Origin of the sequence: Rhodoglobus aureus (assembly GCF_039527955.1) — a bacterium.
GTDB lineage: Bacteria > Actinomycetota > Actinomycetes > Actinomycetales > Microbacteriaceae > Rhodoglobus > Rhodoglobus aureus.
This window is the reverse complement of sequence record NZ_BAAAKW010000016.1, coordinates 1-14,879: the sequence shown is the minus strand read 5'-3', so window position 1 is coordinate 14,879 and position 14,879 is coordinate 1. Positions and strand designations below refer to the sequence as shown.

The following is a 14,879-nucleotide window of genomic DNA, read 5'->3' as shown; positions in this document are numbered from 1 at the left end:
TTGAGCCTAAGCGACAGAACTGTATGCGACGATTCCCCGTCGGATACCGTCGAGAGCCTTGCGAGCCGTGCGACCCACATCACCATCGGCCACGACCGAGAGCTGGTCGAGAAGGTCTATTGCCTGCTTCGTTGAGCGCACAAAGTCGCCAGCAGCCATGTCGGCGAGGTCAAGCACTGAGTCGAGGTTCGCGCCGTTTGCCCAGCGGTACATCGCGAGTGAGAGCCCGGTGGCGAGGGGTTGGCTGCCCGGGAGGCGGTTATCGCGTTCAAGATCGTCGAGCTGTGCCCACAGAGTTGACGTCTTGTCGAAGGCTTCGCGGAACGGGCCGCGGGGAAGATAGCGGTCGCTGAGGTCGCCCTCATCACGGCGGGGTTCATAGACAAGGGTGGTCGCCATTGCCGCCATCGACGCGGCATCCAAATCTTTCCAAAAACCGTGACGAAGACACTCGGCAACGAGCAAGTCACGCTCACCATAAATGCGACGAAGAATTCGGCCATGCTCGTTGATCGTCATCTCACCGTTGGCACCCGGCTCGATGTAGTTGAGCTGAGTAAGAACATCGGTAACCCGATCGAAAATCTTCGCTACGGCACCCGTGCGGTTCTGAATCTGACGGGTCAGCTGATCTGTCTCGCGCTTAAGACGCCACCACCGCTCGGCCCAGCGTGCATGAGACTCACGCTCGGGGCACGCATGGCAATCGTGTTTGCGCATCTGACTGCGGAGACTGGCGAGCTTGCGCTGGCGTCTCTCCCGATCGGCCCGCTGGTTCGGATCGTTCTTTGGCGAGGTCTTGCGCTCTAGGTCGTTCAGCTCACGACGGATGCGCGAGTACTCAGCAAAGTCGCCCAGATGGCACTGCATTGACTTCTCATAGCCCTCAAGCGAGTTCTTTTGAGACCGAACTTTGCGCGCCAAGTCGACCACCGCGCGGTCTGCTTGGAACTGCGCGAAACTTGACTCCAAGATTTCGCGTGTGTGCTCCCGACCAAAGAGCTCGATCAGGTTCACCGCCATATTGTAGGTCGGTTTGAAGCTTGAATTGAGCGGATAGGTGCGGCGAGACGCGAGAGAGGCGACGGCTTGCGGGTCTAGCCCGTCAACCCACTGGATGACCGAATGGCCCTCGATATCGATACCGCGACGGCCCGCACGGCCGGTGAGCTGGGTGTACTCCCCCGGAGTAATCGGAACGCGAGCTTCACCGTTGAATTTCTCAAGCTTCTCAAGAACAACCGTGCGAGCTGGCATATTGATGCCAAGAGCAAGCGTCTCTGTTGCGAACACGGCCTTCACGAGCTTCTTTTGGAAAAGCTCCTCAACGACCTCTTTGAAAGCGGGAAGCATGCCGGCGTGATGGGCCGCAACACCGCGCTCGAGTGCATTCAGCCACTCCCAATAACCAAGTACGGCTAGATCTTCGTCGAGCAGCGTGCGGCAACGAGCCTCCACGATTTCGCGAATCTCGTCACGCTCCTGCACCGTCGTCAGGCGAACCCCAGCACGAAGAACCTGGTTCACTGCCTGATCGCAGCCCATGCGACTGAAAATGAAGAAAATTGCGGGCACGAGGTTTTTGGATGAGAGCATCGCGACGACATCCGCGCGGTCCATTTTGGTACGCGCAGGTCGACCGCCACGTGATTCGTAACGCCCGCTGTTCTTGCGATTGCGTACGCTCTGGCTGCGACCACCAAAGCGAGCCATTTGCACGAGCTCGGGGTTGACCCGATGAGTTGCGGCGAGCCCGGAGGAGTCGAAGAGATCCACAAGCTTGCTGCTGACCAGAACATGCTGTTCTAGAGGCACAGGACGCTCTTCTGAGACGATAACTTCTGTATCGCCGCGAACAGCCTGCAGCCAGTCGCCGAACTCCTCAGCATTCGATACTGTCGCGCTCAGCGAGACCATATGAACATCTTCAGGAAGGTGGATGATTACCTCTTCCCAGACGGCACCGCGGAAGCGATCGCCCAAGAAGTGAACTTCATCCATCACCACGGTACTGAGATTGCGCAGCAAGTCAGACTTGGCGTAAAGCATGTTTCGCAGCACTTCGGTCGTCATGACGACGATCCGAGCGCTTGCATTGACGTTGGTATCTCCCGTCAGGAGGCCCACGTTCTCGGCGCCGTACTCAGTGACGAGTTCTTGGAACTTCTGGTTACTGAGTGCCTTCATTGGCGCGGTGTAAAAGACCTTCGGGCCGTCGAGCTGCATCGCCCGATAGATCGCAAATTCGGCGATGATCGTCTTGCCTGCACCGGTCGGGGCTGCGACCAAAACACTCTTGTCGTCTTCAACCACTTGGCATGCCGAGACCTGGAACTCGTCAAGGTCAAAACGCTGGCTGGCGCGAAAAGCTTCAAGCACGGGGTAACCGCGACGCTTCTTCGCCGCAGCGAAACGTTTGGCGGGAGACAGATCAGTCATTGACTACAGCCTAAACGGTGGCAGCAAAGACGAGTGCAGCATGCTCGGTTGCAGCCTAGGCGTCGGCGCCCAGCTCAGCATCGAACTTCGCCGCGCGCTTAGCGGCTCGTCGATCATGAAGCCAGGCAATAAGAGCGGCCGAGAAGTAGAGGATCACCATCGGGATCGCGAGCAGGAACATCGAGATGACATCTGCGGCGGGCGTGGCCATCGCCGTGAACAGACAGATTGCCAAAATCGCTACGCGCCAGCCCTTGAGAATCGCGCTTGCCGAAAGAACGCCGACGAAGTTCAACAAGACGATGAAGACCGGCAGCACGAATGCGATCCCGATCGCTAGCATCAACTTGACGATAAAATCATAGTAGTATTTGGCATTCAGATTGGAAAGATCCTGATCGCCGGCGAAACTGAGCATCAGCGTCACGATGTTCGGCATTATGAGCCAGCCAGCGGCACACCCCGCCAAGAACAGCGGGATTGCGGCCGACAGGAACCCGATCGCATACTGCTTCTCTTTGCGCACCAAGCCAGGAACCAAGAACGCCCACACTTGGTAGAGCCAGACCGGACTAGCCGCCACAATTCCGACGGTGAGAATGATCTGGAAGTGGATATCAAACGCTTGAGTCACCGCGTCGTAGTTGAGAGCCGCACCCCGCCCGGTCGCGTCTGCAATGTTCGTGATCGGAGCGCGAAGGGCATCAATCACGAACTCCACGATGAAAATGGAACCAATGGCGGTCGCGATGATGGCGATCGCTGAAATCGTCAACCGCTTACGCAGCTCTATCAGGTGGGCTCCGAGCGACATCCGTTCGTCGCTCTTATTGCGCCACCTACTGGTACGCGCCATAAAAGCTAAGGCTTCGGAGGCGTGGAGTCGTTGGAGTCAGCGGACGATGACGAACTCTTGTCGTCGCCGTCGTTCTCGTCTTTCATAGTCTTGACTTCGCTGCGGAAAATTCGCATCGATTGACCGATACTGCGAGCGAGCCCAGGAAGTTTGGGTGCGCCGAACAACAGCAGTATGACCACCAGAATGATGATCAGGTGTGCCCCGGAGAGATTGCCGAGCATGTGGGTACATCCTTTGACTGTCGAAGACTATGTGTAGCCATCATACTCAGCGCTTCGCCGAGGCGCTAAGGCTGGCCGGATTACTCGCGGACTGGGTCTGCTTTCGTGCTTGGTGCGAACTCAACAGGAAACCACGTACGCGGTTGTTGTCCGAATCCGACCAGCACGTAGTCAGAACGGCTAGCACGCTTCGGATGGTAGAGCACAACAGCGGGCTTCTTGAGTAACTCGGCATCCCCTGCACTTACCAGGGCCTTCACCACCACTCGCTCGGTGCCGGAATTGTCTGTGTAACGCACCGCGATGCGCGGGGTGCGAGGGCCCCTACGGTGGAGGCTGCTCGTCCCTGAAGTTTGGACTCCAGTCGCGAGCAATAAGGTGCGGATAGAGCGCCGTCGCAACCGCGTCGCTGTCCAGAGCAGCGCGAGAAGCAGCAGGGCTGCCGCGATAAGCCACCCCACCTACGACCAACTCTCTGGCCACTGTGCCGTGCTTGCATCGCGCTTGGTGATCCGTTTAGCACGCTCAATACGGCGCTCGTGACGCGCAAGCTTCAAGTCGAGGCGCCGACGCCGTTGAGACTCATGTCGCGCACGGATATCACTCATTTCGGCAAGAACAGCAATCTGCGGCTGAGAGAGCTCAGCAGTGTCCGCATCCAGCACTGACGTCTTGTCAACCACGGCAGACAACTCGTGCATAAGGGAAATCGCCTTGCGAAAGAGCCTGTAAGCAAGAAATGCAAGCACCACCAATAGCGCGAGCACGAGGCCCACCCAGATAAGAAGCCATCCCCACCACTCGATCACAGCATCACCTTGGTAATTCCGTGTAACGGTCAGCGCCAGCGCTAGCCCACCGTGACACCGCTTCGCGAGCTTCGGCGGGTGCGATTACCATGACGACACCTGGGAGTCCTGCTACAAGACGCTTGAGGCCATGGAAGTGCGGAACGCGGACCGTCGTGCGCACGCGATCCCCCGTCGCAACCAATCGAGCATTCTCAGCCACATAGTCGCCCAACAACGGGATCGCACTCTCAACAACATCGATAGTGACCTCGAAATCTTCGGGCGACGCATCAAACAGCGTCTCTGGAAGGCTCACATCGGCTGCCGTATGCGTGATCGGTTCCGACGTCATAGTGGGGTTCGAGATGCGGTCAAGGCGGAACGTACGCACGTCTTCACGAGAGTGACACCAGCCGCGAACATACCAATCGGAATCCACTGACTCAACGCGCAATGGATCGATGCGACGTCGCTCCGACTCTCCGCGTGAATTGCGGTAATCGAACGCAATTTGGGTGCCAGCGGCTACCGACTCGCGAATCAGGGCAAGAGTTTCATCGAGATCGCTCGACTCAATGCCCATAGCCGTCGGTTGAGCGGATGCCCCACGTGAGAGTTTCGACATCAGCGTCGCAATCGCGGCGCGATCAGCGTGCTCGGGCAGTCCCGAAAGGTACTGAAGGCCTGCGATCAGAGCGGATGCTTCACGAGCAGAGAACCGCGGTGAATCGTCGATTGCCACCATGTGGGTAAGCACGATCTGGTCGTTCTCTTCGAAGTCATCCCAAGCGATGTCGAACAGGTCACTGTCTTGATAGGTGGCCGTCTCGCCAGGAATTCCCGACACCGCAATCAGACGCACGGCATCCCGAATCTGCTGCTCGGGAACGCCAAAGTGCGCGGCTGCCTCCGCGACGCTCACACGGTCCTGATCCATCAAATACGGAACAAGCGCGAGCAAATAGACCAGCTTGTCTTGGGCGCGCAGCGGTTGAACTTTCTTAGCCATGGTCTGCCGCCGTTCTGGTCAGGCGTTCAACGACCGCAACACGCAGCGCCGGCGGGGAAACCACAAGCACCTCAGGCCCAAAACTTGCCAGCTCATCAGCAAAGATGTTGAGGTCAGTGAAGTGAAGTTCAAGATCGGTAGTCGGACTTGCTGTTGCGCCGCGACGTTTACTCAAACGGGTTGCTGCGTCGGTGCCCGCCTCGACGCGCACTACAGCGACATTGGATTGCCACACGGCTTCCAACTCGGCCAGGGCGCGTGCCGCGGCATCCACCGTCGAATCCTCGAAAAGCTTTTTGCTCGCCCGTACTGTGCTCACGATGCGGCGGAGCAGGAAAGTCTTAAAGCGATCCGTCGCGGGATCGTTTGCGTAGAGGTGCCACCGGCCCTGATGCTGCACAAGGGCGAGAGGAGCAACAGTGCGCTGGGTCGAGGTCTGCTCCCCCGGCTTGAGGTACTCGAACGTCACCAGTACCCGCTTGTCGAGCGCTGAGCGCAACGGCTCAAATGACTGCTCGCGCACCCGCAACTGCGGTGCGTAACTGAGCACGGGCTCGGCAGTAGCAATGCCAAGCGAACGCAGCTTGACCATTGCGCGTCGAGACTCTTCAGACAGCGAACCCTCGCGCCACACCATCGCAGCGAGACCGAGCAGCGTCGACTCTTCAGCAGAAAAGCTGATGTCGTCGGGAAGTTCGTAGTCGACGCGCGGGATGCGGTAGCGCAAGTTGTGATTGTTGCCGGCCTGCTCAGGAGACTCAATCGTCTCCAACGGCACCCCAAGTTCGCGAACATCATCTTTATCGCGCTCGAACTGGCGCTCGAGATTGGAGTTATCGCCGGAGTGTACGAAGCGTTGACGGTATCCCTGAACGGTCGACAATATTTCGCTCTTCGTTAGCCCCGCCTCAGACGACAGCAAGGCTAATACCAAGCTAAACAGTCGTTCCTCATTCGGAACTTTGGGTACTGGCACGAGTCAAATCCTATGTCTCTGACACCCGGCCGTGTCGTAGTTGAACGATTACTGCTCTTGGATTCCAAGAATGTCGAAGACGAACACCAGCGTTGATCCGCTGGTCACGCCATCGGGTTCAGTTCCTTGAGCGAATCCCACAGAAGGGGGAAGTACGACGAGAACCTGCGAACCAACGGTCTGCCCGATGAGAGCTTCGGCAAGCCCGGGCGGAAGCCCACGCTCAGAAGTTTCGCTGCTCTCGACAAGATAGTTTCCAGGAACCCCAGAATCTTCCCAGCTGTTCATGAAGGTCTTATCGGCGTTCCACTCGATGCCGCTCGCGTGCATGACGGCAAGATCGCCTTCGGCCACAGTTCGGCCAGAGCCGGCCTTGAGCGTTGCAATCTTGAGTTCGGTGGGAGCATCAGGGCCGGGGAAAGTGAAACCTGGCTGACCGTTCGGGGCCAGCACAATAGCTGGAAGCCCAGCGGGCGGAACCTGATTGGCGCCATCCGCCTTGCCCGGGTAACGGCTCTCAACATCGCTGACCATGACAATTGTGTCGTTGTCGGTCAGCGGAAGTTGGTTCTGGGCGATGTTCTCGGTGCCCAAGATGTCGCCGGCTGTTCCGACTGTCACGATGCGCGATCCCACAGTGGAGCACTGAGCGATCTCACCGAAGTGGGGAGCGCGTTCAGTTACCGGAACGCGCAATCCGGCGTTGTCGTGCCCGGTAGAGATCAGTTGCTCGCCGGTTTCTCCGTTGTAGATCGTGATCTGCAGCGAGGCAACGTCGCCGTTGCCGAGCTGCTCACCATCGCCAACAGTGACTACTTCGCTCTCAACGCCGTCTGCAATGAGGGGTGTCGGGAACTGTGCCTCAGGGTCAGCACTGAGCTCACCATCGGCGCTCACGAGAGCAGAGTTGCTGCCCGAAGTGTAGAGAGGCGAACACGCCGCTAGGTCGAAGGGAAAATTGGTGCAACCGGACACCGAAAAAACGACTCCGGCGCTCAGGGCCACTACTGCAAGCTTGCGCACAAACACTCTTTTCTTCAACACAGACATCGCCAACACTCTACCGGTCTGAAGACGCGGCCTCTGCCGCCGCCTTCGCTTCACGTGCAGTCTTTCGCAGGCGCTTTGAGCTCGCATTTCGTTCTCCGAGCGCTCCCGGCGTCCAGATCTCGACATCCTCGTCACTGAAGTCTGTTTTGGATGCGCGACGCTTGAGCTCTGGAAGTACCGAACCGGGTGCCAGTCGACGCGCAGTCATCAAGAAGCCGGTGTGGGCGACCATGCGGTGGTCGGGCCGCACAGCGAGTCCCTCGACGTGCCAGCCGCGAACGATCGTCTCGCTGGAATCAGGCTCGGTGAAGAGTCCGGTAGCACGGATAGCCTCGGCAACACGCGACAACTGAGTCACAGTGGCGATATAGCAGAGCAAAACACCACCGGGGGTCAGCGCAGTCGCACACTCCTCGATGCACTCCCACGGCGCAAGCATGTCAAGCACCACACGATCGACAGAACCAGGCTCGACGGATGCCGGCAGCTGCTCCTGCAGATCGCCGACAGTAACCGACCAGTTTTCTGGCTTCGCACCGAGGAACGCCTCAACGTTTGACTGGGCAATCTCAGAGAACTCTTCGCGACGCTCGAACGAACTCAACTGGCCGCTGGATCCGATAGCGCGCAATAGCCAGAGCGACAGCGCACCCGAACCGACACCAGCCTCGACCACGTGGGCGCCCGGAAAAATATCGGCCAGACCGATAATCTGTGCTGCATCCTTCGGGTAGATGATTGCGGCACCGCGTGGCATCGACATGACGAAGTCGGTGAGCAGCGGGCGCATCGCCAAATATTCGATGCCGTTCGAACAGGTAACAACACTGGCATCCGGAACACCGATGATCACGTCGTGGCTCAGCACGCCGCGGTGCGTGTGGAATGCTCCCCCGGGCTCAAGCGTTACGGTGTTTAGTCGGCCTTTTGGCCCGGTGAGTTGAACTCGGTCACCGACGCGGAATTCACCGCTCTGTCGTCGAAATACGTCGCTCATCGAGTGCTTACCTTTGCATGAAGTTCTGAAAGATGTTCTAAGGTACGCCCGTCGAGGGTTGGCCAGAGAGCGTGAGTCTGATCTTCGGGGATCTCGACCATGAAGGGAACACCCACCACGGTCGCTCCTGCGCTGAAGGCTGAGGTCGCACCGGGAGGGGAATCCTCAATGGCGACACAGTGGGCAATGTCTACGCCGAGGGCAGCGGCTCCCACACGGTACGGCTGCGGATGCGGCTTCGGGTTCTCAACGTCGTCTCCCGATATCACCGCATCGAAGCCAGAGAAGCCAAGGTTGTCGACGACATGATGCGCCATGCGACTAATCGACATCGTGACCAACGCAGTAGGGATGCTTGCTTTGCGTAGTTCAAGCAGCAGCTCGCGGGCACCCGGACGCCAAGGGATTCCCGACTCCCGCAGTTGGGTCATCACGCGATCTGTAAGGCGATCAACGATGGTCTGTTCATCCAGCTGAACGCCCTTAGCCTGCATGGCGCGTGCCGAATTGAATAAACCACTGCCGACAACAGCCATGGCGTCATCATGGGTCCATTCACCACCGAACGACTCAACGAGGTCGACCTCGGCAGAAATCCAGTACGGTTCAGAGTTTATGAGGGTGCCGTCCATGTCCCAGAGGACGGCAGCCGGAGTGGAGTGAGTCACAACGCACCATCGTAGTTCTATCCTTGAGTAAGTGACATTCGTGGCACTCGACCAAAAGGAGACCAGTGACTAACACCCCATTCGCGAACGGACGACTCTTGGTCGTCGCCTTCGAGGGGTGGAATGACGCCGGAGAGGCGGCCAGTGGCGCCGTCAGATCCCTCAAGGAACAGCTAGACGTCTACCCCATCGCCGAAGTCGACCCCGAAGACTATTTCGACTACCAGTTCAACCGGCCCCTCGTGGCTCACGATGACGACGGCAATCGCTCACTGACCTGGCCATCGGTGACTATTTACGGTCCATCGCGCCCCAATGGTGCGCGCCCCGAAAGCATTGCTGCTGACGCAGAGTTGCAACTGAGCGCTAACAACCAGTCGAACATCTACCTGCTATTGGGCACCGAGCCTTCTCGGTCGTGGAAAGCGTTCACGCGGGACATCCTCGAGACCATTGTTGACAACGGCATCACATCGATCGTCTTTCTCGGCGCAATGCTCGCCGATGTTCCGCACACTCGACCGATCTCGGTCTTTACGTCAAGCGAAAACCCCGGAGTGCGTACTGCTCTCGATATTGAGCGCAGCAACTACGAGGGCCCCGTAGGCATCCTCTCGGTTTTGGGTCAAGCTGCCGAGGCAGCCGGAATCACGACAATGTCGATCTGGGCATCCGTTCCTCACTACGTGCACAACGCGCCATCGCCCAAGGCGACCCTGGCGATCATCGACAAGCTTGAAGAAATTGTGGATGTCGTGATTCCCCGTGGCGACCTCGTGAGCGAGGCCACCGATTGGGAAACCGGTATCGACGCGCTCGCTGGGGAAGACGACGACATGTCGTCGTACATCGAACAGCTGGAACGGGCACGAGACACCGTCGACTCCCCTGAAGCCAGCGGTGAGGCTATTGCTCAGGAATTCGAGAAGTACCTTCGTCGTGGCGACGACAAGCCAGATCAGGGTTCTGCAGGCGATGAGCCCTGGCGGGGCAAAGACTAGCCACGCATTTTTTGCGGACTGCTAGACCGGCTGAATCACGTTGAGCGACAGCAGCACGAACAGCGTCACGCCTAGCGCTACGCGGTAAATCACGAATGGCAAGAACGAGCGCTTCTCGATGTAGCGCATGAGCGCCGCGATCACCGCGTAGCCAACAACGAACGCGATCACTGTCGCGACCGCGGTTTCGGCGTAAGTGAACACCCGATCCGTCTCGCCGAAGCTGTGGACGAGCTCGTAGAGCCCGCTTCCGAAGACTGCGGGGATGGCGAGCAAGAAGCCGAAGCGCGCTGCTGCAGGGCGGGTATAGCCGAGCGCGAGGCCGGCCGTCATCGTGGAGCCTGAACGCGAAACGCCGGGGACAAGCGCCAGCACTTGCGCGAGTCCGATCGTGATGCCGTGACTGTACTTCATCTCGTCGAGAGCGCGTATGCGCTTGCCGAGGTAGTCGGCAATTCCTAAAATAATGCCGAACACGATCAGTACGGTCGCAACCAACCACAGCGAACGGAATGTGGAACGGATGTACTCCTGCGCGAAGTAGCCGACGAGCACGATCGGGATGGTGCCGATGATGACGAGCCAGCCGAGCCGAACATCCGGATGATTCTTGTCGAATACCTCATGGTGTGAACCGGCTGGCTTGCGAAACTGCTGGAACCAGCGGCTCAGGATGCGCGCGATATCCCTGCGAAAGTAAAGGATGACGGCAAGCTCGGTACCCAACTGGGTGATTGCCGTGAATGTAGCCCCTGGGTCACTGGCCGAGGGCAAAAACTCGCCCATGATGCGCAGATGGGCGCTTGAGGAGATTGGTAGAAACTCGGTGAGGCCTTGAACAAGCCCCAAAATAATGGCCTCGATATACCCCATGGAGCGCTCCTGGTCAGCTGAGAATTAGTACTTGAGAAGCAGGTCTCCCAAGACCTGCCTGCCAAAGACTAGTGCGTCTAGCGGCACACGTTCATCAACGCCGTGGAACATGCCGGGAAAGTCGATCTCAGGAGGCAACTGCAGGGGCGCGAAGCCATAGCCGGTGATGTCGAGTCGTTTGAGAGCTTTGTTGTCGGTGCCGCCAGACATCAGGTACGGCAACACAGGTGCTCCGGGATCGAACACGTTGAGGCTGCCGATCATCGCGTCGACAAGTGGCCCGTCAAAACTGGTCTCGAGGCCGATATCCCGGTGCATGACCTCGATCTCGATCTCATCGGGCAGGAGCGCACGCACCTGGGCGAGAACCTCATCCTCTTCACCGGGAAGGGTGCGGATGTCGACGAGCGCCTCAGCGATGTCGGGGATCACGTTGTGCTTGTAGCCGGCCTTTAGCAGCGTCGGATTGCTTGTTGTGCGCAAGGTGGCTTGCAAGAACCCAGACGCGGTTCCGGTGGCGAGGATGAGCTCGTCTGGCCCAACCTCTTCTGGATCAATCTTGAGGATGCGTGACAGCTCGGAGATGAGCAACGTGGTTGTGTCGGTGAGCCGTACTGGCCAGTCTTGGCGGCCCAAGGTTGCTACAGCTTCGGCGAGTTTAGTGACGGCGTTGCTGCTGATCACTCGCGAGCCGTGTGCGGCCATGCCGCATGCGGTGAGCTTGATCCAGACGAGAGCTTTCTCGCCGGTCTGAAGTAGGTAGGCGCGCTGGCCTTGGAGGTCTACCGAATATCCGCCGACTTCACTGATGGCTTCGGTGGCACCAGCGAAGACATCGGAGTGGTGGTCAACCATGAAGTGCGAACCAAATTCGCCACCATTCTCTTCGTCGGAGAAGTAGGCGATGATCAGGTCGCGCGCTGGGCGCTTTCCTGCTCCCAAAATGTCACCGAGGGCGGTGATGATCATGGCATCCATGTTCTTCATGTCGACGGCGCCACGGCCCCACAGCAGGCCATCGCGAATCTCTCCCCCGAACGGATCTACTGACCAGTTCTTGGGGTCCGCGGGCACAACGTCGGTGTGCCCGTGCAGGATCAGCGCTGGACGTTCTTTCGCGTGGGGTGCCGATGACTCGGTGTCGTAGCTGCCTTCTACATGGGCAACAACTGTGGTGCGGCCAGTGGCGGCATCAAAATATTGGGTGGTGAGGCCCATCTCTTCAAGGAGCGCGCCCAAGTATTCAGCGGCCTCAGTTTCGCCGTTGGAGTTGCCCTCACCGTAGTTCGAGGTGTCGAGGCGGATGAGATCTTGCGCGATGCGAGCGGTGCGCTCGAGAGAGGGCTCAGAAGTCATAAGGACACGCTAGCCGTCTGACCGGGAAATATCTGCATGCCACGGTTTAGCCGATGAGCTGCAGGCAGTGCTGTCGGTCGGATGCGTCATTTCGTGCTCAGAAATGGTGCTATTCTCTTATCTCGGCGGTGCTCTTGTAGCGCCGCTGATGCGCGCGGATGGCGGAATTGGTAGACGCGCTAGCTTGAGGTGCTAGTGCCCGAAAGGGCGTGGGGGTTCAAGTCCCCCTTCGCGCACTGTGTGATGTCGCGGGACATAGTTCGCATATGTCTCGCGACATTGTNCCCCGAGGACGACAACCCAGAACCCTCTAAGTGTCAGAGATGTCCTGATGCACGAACTGTCAGAGATGTCCTGATGCAGATTTGTCAGGCATGTCCTGATACATCATGTGATGTCTCAGGACATAGGTAACAGTTCTGCCCCAATAGTTCGGTGACAGTTCTGGCGGTCTTGGTGGTGACACTTCTGATCGATGTTTGAGGGATGAGCCCTGTTGAACCTGTTGATCCTCGTGTCCGTCTTGCAATCGCCCGATGGCCTGATGATGCGCCGCGGGGGTCGGTGACGACGTTCTGTCTTGAGCACGAGATCGCGCGGAAGACGTTTTATGCGATCCGGAAACGAGCACGGTTGGAGGGCCAGGCTGCAGCGCTTGAGCCCCGCACCCGTCGGCCGACGGCGAGCCCGAACCGGATCTCGGATGAGGTGAAGGCGCAAGCGGTCGGCGTTCGTGCCGCTCTTGAGCAGTCGGGTTTGGATCATGGCCCGATCAGTGTTCACGAAAAGATGCGCTTTCTGCGGATGGAGCCGGTGCCGGCGGTCTCGTCGTTGGCACGGATCTTCCGCGACGCGGGGGTTGCCCGGTTGGAGCCGAGGAAGAAACCGCGAGCCTCCTACCGCCGGTTTGTTTATCCAGCGCCGAATGCATGCTGGCAGCTCGATGGCACTGAATATGTTCTCACCGGGGGCCGCAAATGTGTGATCTTCCAACTCATCGATGACCACTCCCGCCTCGCTATCGCCTCCCATATTGCGTGGGGTGAAACCTCGGCAGGCGCCATCGCCGTCGTGACGAAAGGCATCACCGCGCACGGTGTTCCCCAGCGATTGCTGAGCGATAACGGGGCGGCGTTGAACCCGTCGCGTCGCGGTGTGCTGGGTCAGCTGGTGGCCTATGTCACCTCGCTTGGGGTCGAGCCGATCACCGGCAAACCCTATAAACCGACCACGCAGGGCAAGAACGAACGCTTCCACCAAACCCTGTTCCGCTTCCTCGACAAACAGCCCCTCGCCGCGAGTCTCGAGGAGTTGCAGGAGCAGGTTGATCGCTTCGATGAGATCTATAACAACGACCGCCCGCACCAAGGGCTGCCCGGTCGGATCACACCCCAGCAGGCTTGGGAGGCAACACCGAAAGTCGAACCGCCCCGCCCGACACCGAGGCCCGCTGCGATCCTGCCTGACGGTGTTCGGCTGACCCGCATTCGAGACAACGGGACCGTCTTCATTCGCGGGATCCGCTTCCAAGTCAGCCGCACCCTGTTCGGCACCCTCGCCTACCTCGTCGAGACAGGCGCTTCGCTGATGGTCTTCGACGACCAAGGCACCCTGCTCATCGAGCACCCCTGGCCGGCGCCCGGAACCAAATACGTCGGCAGCGGCCGACCCCACGGACCCCGCAGGCCACGCAAAACTCGCTGAGTGTTACCGATGTCCTGAGACATAAAGTGTTACCTATGTCCTGAGGCAGAACTGTCACCGATGTCTTGAGACATCACATGTCCTGATACATCACACTGTTTTCTTTTGCCCACATTTTGCCCACATTTTGCCCACACTTCATAAAGTTTTGGGTCAAATTGCGGCTTATAGGCCAAAACGTGTGGATGGCTTTGGGCGTGTCATGCCCGGCCGGCCCATCCTGATCTGGCCCAGAGGCCTTCTTCGGCTGTTGTGTTGGTGTCGTAGTAGCTCGGCTCGGCTTCTTCCTCAGCGTCAGTTTTCTGGTCTTCGGGTGTCGGGGCTGGGGTGGGGCCTGGGGTGAGTTCGTGGGCGCGTTCCAGTGGTATTTCGTGCAGGGTGAGGAACCATTCCGCGGCACGTTTCATGTGGGCCTCGTTCATGCCGCGGTGGTTGCGCAGCACGGTGCGGATGCCGTTATTGATGCCGCCCTCGAGTGGGCTGGTGGTGCGGGCGTTGCCATGGGTAACGTAGGTGAATAGGGTGCCGTCTCGGCTGAGTTTGGCCAGTAGTTGCCAGGCTTTGCGGAGCCGGTCGTGGGTGAACCAGTACCGGTGACCGTCGGAGCTGCGTTCCTTCGTGAGGTGTCCGTGGGCTTGCCACCAGGCCTCGAGCTTCAGCCGCCACGCGATCACCGCGTCCTCGTCCCGCACGGCGGACAGCTCTCGGGATAACGTCAGCAGGCGGCGGCCGGCATCGGTGCGGGGATTCAAAGTGAGATGACGGCGGATGTTCATCTGCACGTGAAACAAACACCGTTGCGTTTTCGTTTCTGGCCAGACACGGTGCACCGCAGAGGCGATCCCGGCACCACCATCACAGACCACGACCGTAGGGGCGGGGAGGCGTTCCAGTAGTGCCGTCCACGCTGCCGTCGATTCCCTAGCGCACCACTG

Annotated in this window: 14 protein-coding genes and 1 tRNA gene; 3 read left to right on the top strand and 12 right to left on the bottom strand. The window is 59.0% G+C overall.

What is annotated here, in order from left to right:
* Positions 1-6: 6 nt before the first annotated feature.
* From ABD112_RS02890 to ABD112_RS02850, 9 genes are all read right to left on the bottom strand, one after another.
* Positions 7-2,439, bottom strand: coding sequence for a DEAD/DEAH box helicase (locus tag ABD112_RS02890; protein ID WP_343923013.1), 2,433 nt, complete (start codon positions 2,437-2,439; stop codon positions 7-9).
* Between the two features lie 55 nt (positions 2,440-2,494).
* Entirely contained in the window at positions 2,495-3,253 is a 759-nt protein-coding gene (tatC, locus tag ABD112_RS02885) for a twin-arginine translocase subunit TatC (protein WP_343923186.1), read from the bottom strand.
* A 47-nt stretch (positions 3,254-3,300) separates the two neighbouring features.
* On the bottom strand, positions 3,301-3,519 hold the full coding sequence (tatA, locus tag ABD112_RS02880) for a Sec-independent protein translocase subunit TatA (protein ID WP_343923011.1): 219 nt from the start codon (positions 3,517-3,519) through the stop codon (positions 3,301-3,303).
* A 461-nt stretch (positions 3,520-3,980) separates the two neighbouring features.
* Positions 3,981-4,328, bottom strand: coding sequence for a hypothetical protein (locus ABD112_RS02875; RefSeq protein ID WP_343923009.1), 348 nt, complete (start codon positions 4,326-4,328; stop codon positions 3,981-3,983).
* Positions 4,329-4,332: 4 nt separating this feature from the next.
* Positions 4,333-5,319: a helix-turn-helix transcriptional regulator gene (locus tag ABD112_RS02870; protein ID WP_343923007.1), complete on the bottom strand. Its 987-nt coding sequence runs from the start codon at positions 5,317-5,319 to the stop codon at positions 4,333-4,335.
* The gene (locus ABD112_RS02865) at positions 5,312-6,295 is read right to left on the bottom strand and encodes a helix-turn-helix transcriptional regulator (RefSeq protein WP_343923005.1); all 984 of its coding nucleotides are present in this window, start codon (positions 6,293-6,295) and stop codon (positions 5,312-5,314) included. Before ABD112_RS02865 ends, ABD112_RS02870 begins: the two co-directional genes overlap by 8 nt.
* A 48-nt stretch (positions 6,296-6,343) precedes the next feature.
* On the bottom strand, positions 6,344-7,345 hold the full coding sequence (locus ABD112_RS02860; RefSeq protein ID WP_343923003.1) for an FKBP-type peptidyl-prolyl cis-trans isomerase: 1,002 nt from the start codon (positions 7,343-7,345) through the stop codon (positions 6,344-6,346).
* A 10-nt stretch (positions 7,346-7,355) separates the two neighbouring features.
* Positions 7,356-8,342 carry a tRNA (adenine-N1)-methyltransferase gene (locus ABD112_RS02855; RefSeq protein WP_343923001.1) on the bottom strand — a complete coding sequence of 329 codons (987 nt, stop codon included), beginning with the start codon at positions 8,340-8,342 and terminating at the stop codon, positions 7,356-7,358.
* Positions 8,339-9,010: an HAD family hydrolase gene (locus tag ABD112_RS02850; RefSeq protein ID WP_343922999.1), complete on the bottom strand. Its 672-nt coding sequence runs from the start codon at positions 9,008-9,010 to the stop codon at positions 8,339-8,341. Before ABD112_RS02850 ends, ABD112_RS02855 begins: the two co-directional genes overlap by 4 nt.
* A 65-nt stretch (positions 9,011-9,075) precedes the next feature.
* Here ABD112_RS02850 and ABD112_RS02845 point away from each other — a divergent pair, with 65 nt between their 5' ends.
* Positions 9,076-10,011 carry a proteasome assembly chaperone family protein gene (locus ABD112_RS02845; protein ID WP_343922997.1) on the top strand — a complete coding sequence of 312 codons (936 nt, stop codon included), beginning with the start codon at positions 9,076-9,078 and terminating at the stop codon, positions 10,009-10,011.
* Between the two features lie 21 nt (positions 10,012-10,032).
* Here ABD112_RS02845 and ABD112_RS02840 read toward each other — a convergent pair whose 3' ends face one another.
* Together ABD112_RS02840 and ABD112_RS02835 are read right to left on the bottom strand one after the other, a co-directional pair.
* Positions 10,033-10,884 (bottom strand): undecaprenyl-diphosphate phosphatase, encoded by an 852-nt coding sequence (locus ABD112_RS02840; protein ID WP_343922995.1) that lies wholly within the window; start codon positions 10,882-10,884, stop codon positions 10,033-10,035.
* A 24-nt stretch (positions 10,885-10,908) separates the two neighbouring features.
* The gene (locus ABD112_RS02835) at positions 10,909-12,240 is read right to left on the bottom strand and encodes a M20/M25/M40 family metallo-hydrolase (RefSeq protein ID WP_343922993.1); all 1,332 of its coding nucleotides are present in this window, start codon (positions 12,238-12,240) and stop codon (positions 10,909-10,911) included.
* Between the two features lie 152 nt (positions 12,241-12,392).
* Here ABD112_RS02835 and ABD112_RS02830 point away from each other — a divergent pair.
* Both ABD112_RS02830 and ABD112_RS02825 read left to right on the top strand, forming a co-directional pair.
* Positions 12,393-12,476 (top strand) — tRNA-Leu (locus tag ABD112_RS02830).
* Positions 12,477-12,726: 250 nt separating this feature from the next.
* On the top strand, positions 12,727-13,944 hold the full coding sequence (locus tag ABD112_RS02825) for an integrase core domain-containing protein (protein WP_425563791.1): 1,218 nt from the start codon (positions 12,727-12,729) through the stop codon (positions 13,942-13,944).
* A 200-nt stretch (positions 13,945-14,144) separates the two neighbouring features.
* On the opposite strand, the gene ABD112_RS02820 is transcribed toward ABD112_RS02825, so the two are convergent.
* Positions 14,145-14,879 (bottom strand): transposase (locus tag ABD112_RS02820; RefSeq protein ID WP_343922991.1); only part of this gene is annotated, 735 nt, incomplete at its 5' end.

What these genes read in the sequence shown, in the direction of transcription:
- ABD112_RS02890 (WP_343923013.1), bottom strand. Translation starts at nt 2,439, where the DNA reads ATGACTGATCTGTCTCCCGCCAAACGTTTCGCTGCGGCGAAGAAGCGT.
- tatC (WP_343923186.1), bottom strand. Translation starts at nt 3,253, where the DNA reads ATGTCGCTCGGAGCCCACCTGATAGAGCTGCGTAAGCGGTTGACGATT.
- tatA (WP_343923011.1), bottom strand. Translation starts at nt 3,519, where the DNA reads ATGCTCGGCAATCTCTCCGGGGCACACCTGATCATCATTCTGGTGGTC.
- ABD112_RS02870 (WP_343923007.1), bottom strand. Translation starts at nt 5,319, where the DNA reads ATGGCTAAGAAAGTTCAACCGCTGCGCGCCCAAGACAAGCTGGTCTAT.
- ABD112_RS02860 (WP_343923003.1), bottom strand. Translation starts at nt 7,345, where the DNA reads ATGTCTGTGTTGAAGAAAAGAGTGTTTGTGCGCAAGCTTGCAGTAGTG.
- ABD112_RS02855 (WP_343923001.1), bottom strand. Translation starts at nt 8,342, where the DNA reads ATGAGCGACGTATTTCGACGACAGAGCGGTGAATTCCGCGTCGGTGAC.
- ABD112_RS02840 (WP_343922995.1), bottom strand. Translation starts at nt 10,884, where the DNA reads ATGGGGTATATCGAGGCCATTATTTTGGGGCTTGTTCAAGGCCTCACC.
- ABD112_RS02835 (WP_343922993.1), bottom strand. Translation starts at nt 12,240, where the DNA reads ATGACTTCTGAGCCCTCTCTCGAGCGCACCGCTCGCATCGCGCAAGAT.
- ABD112_RS02825 (WP_425563791.1), top strand. Translation starts at nt 12,727, where the DNA reads ATGAGCCCTGTTGAACCTGTTGATCCTCGTGTCCGTCTTGCAATCGCC.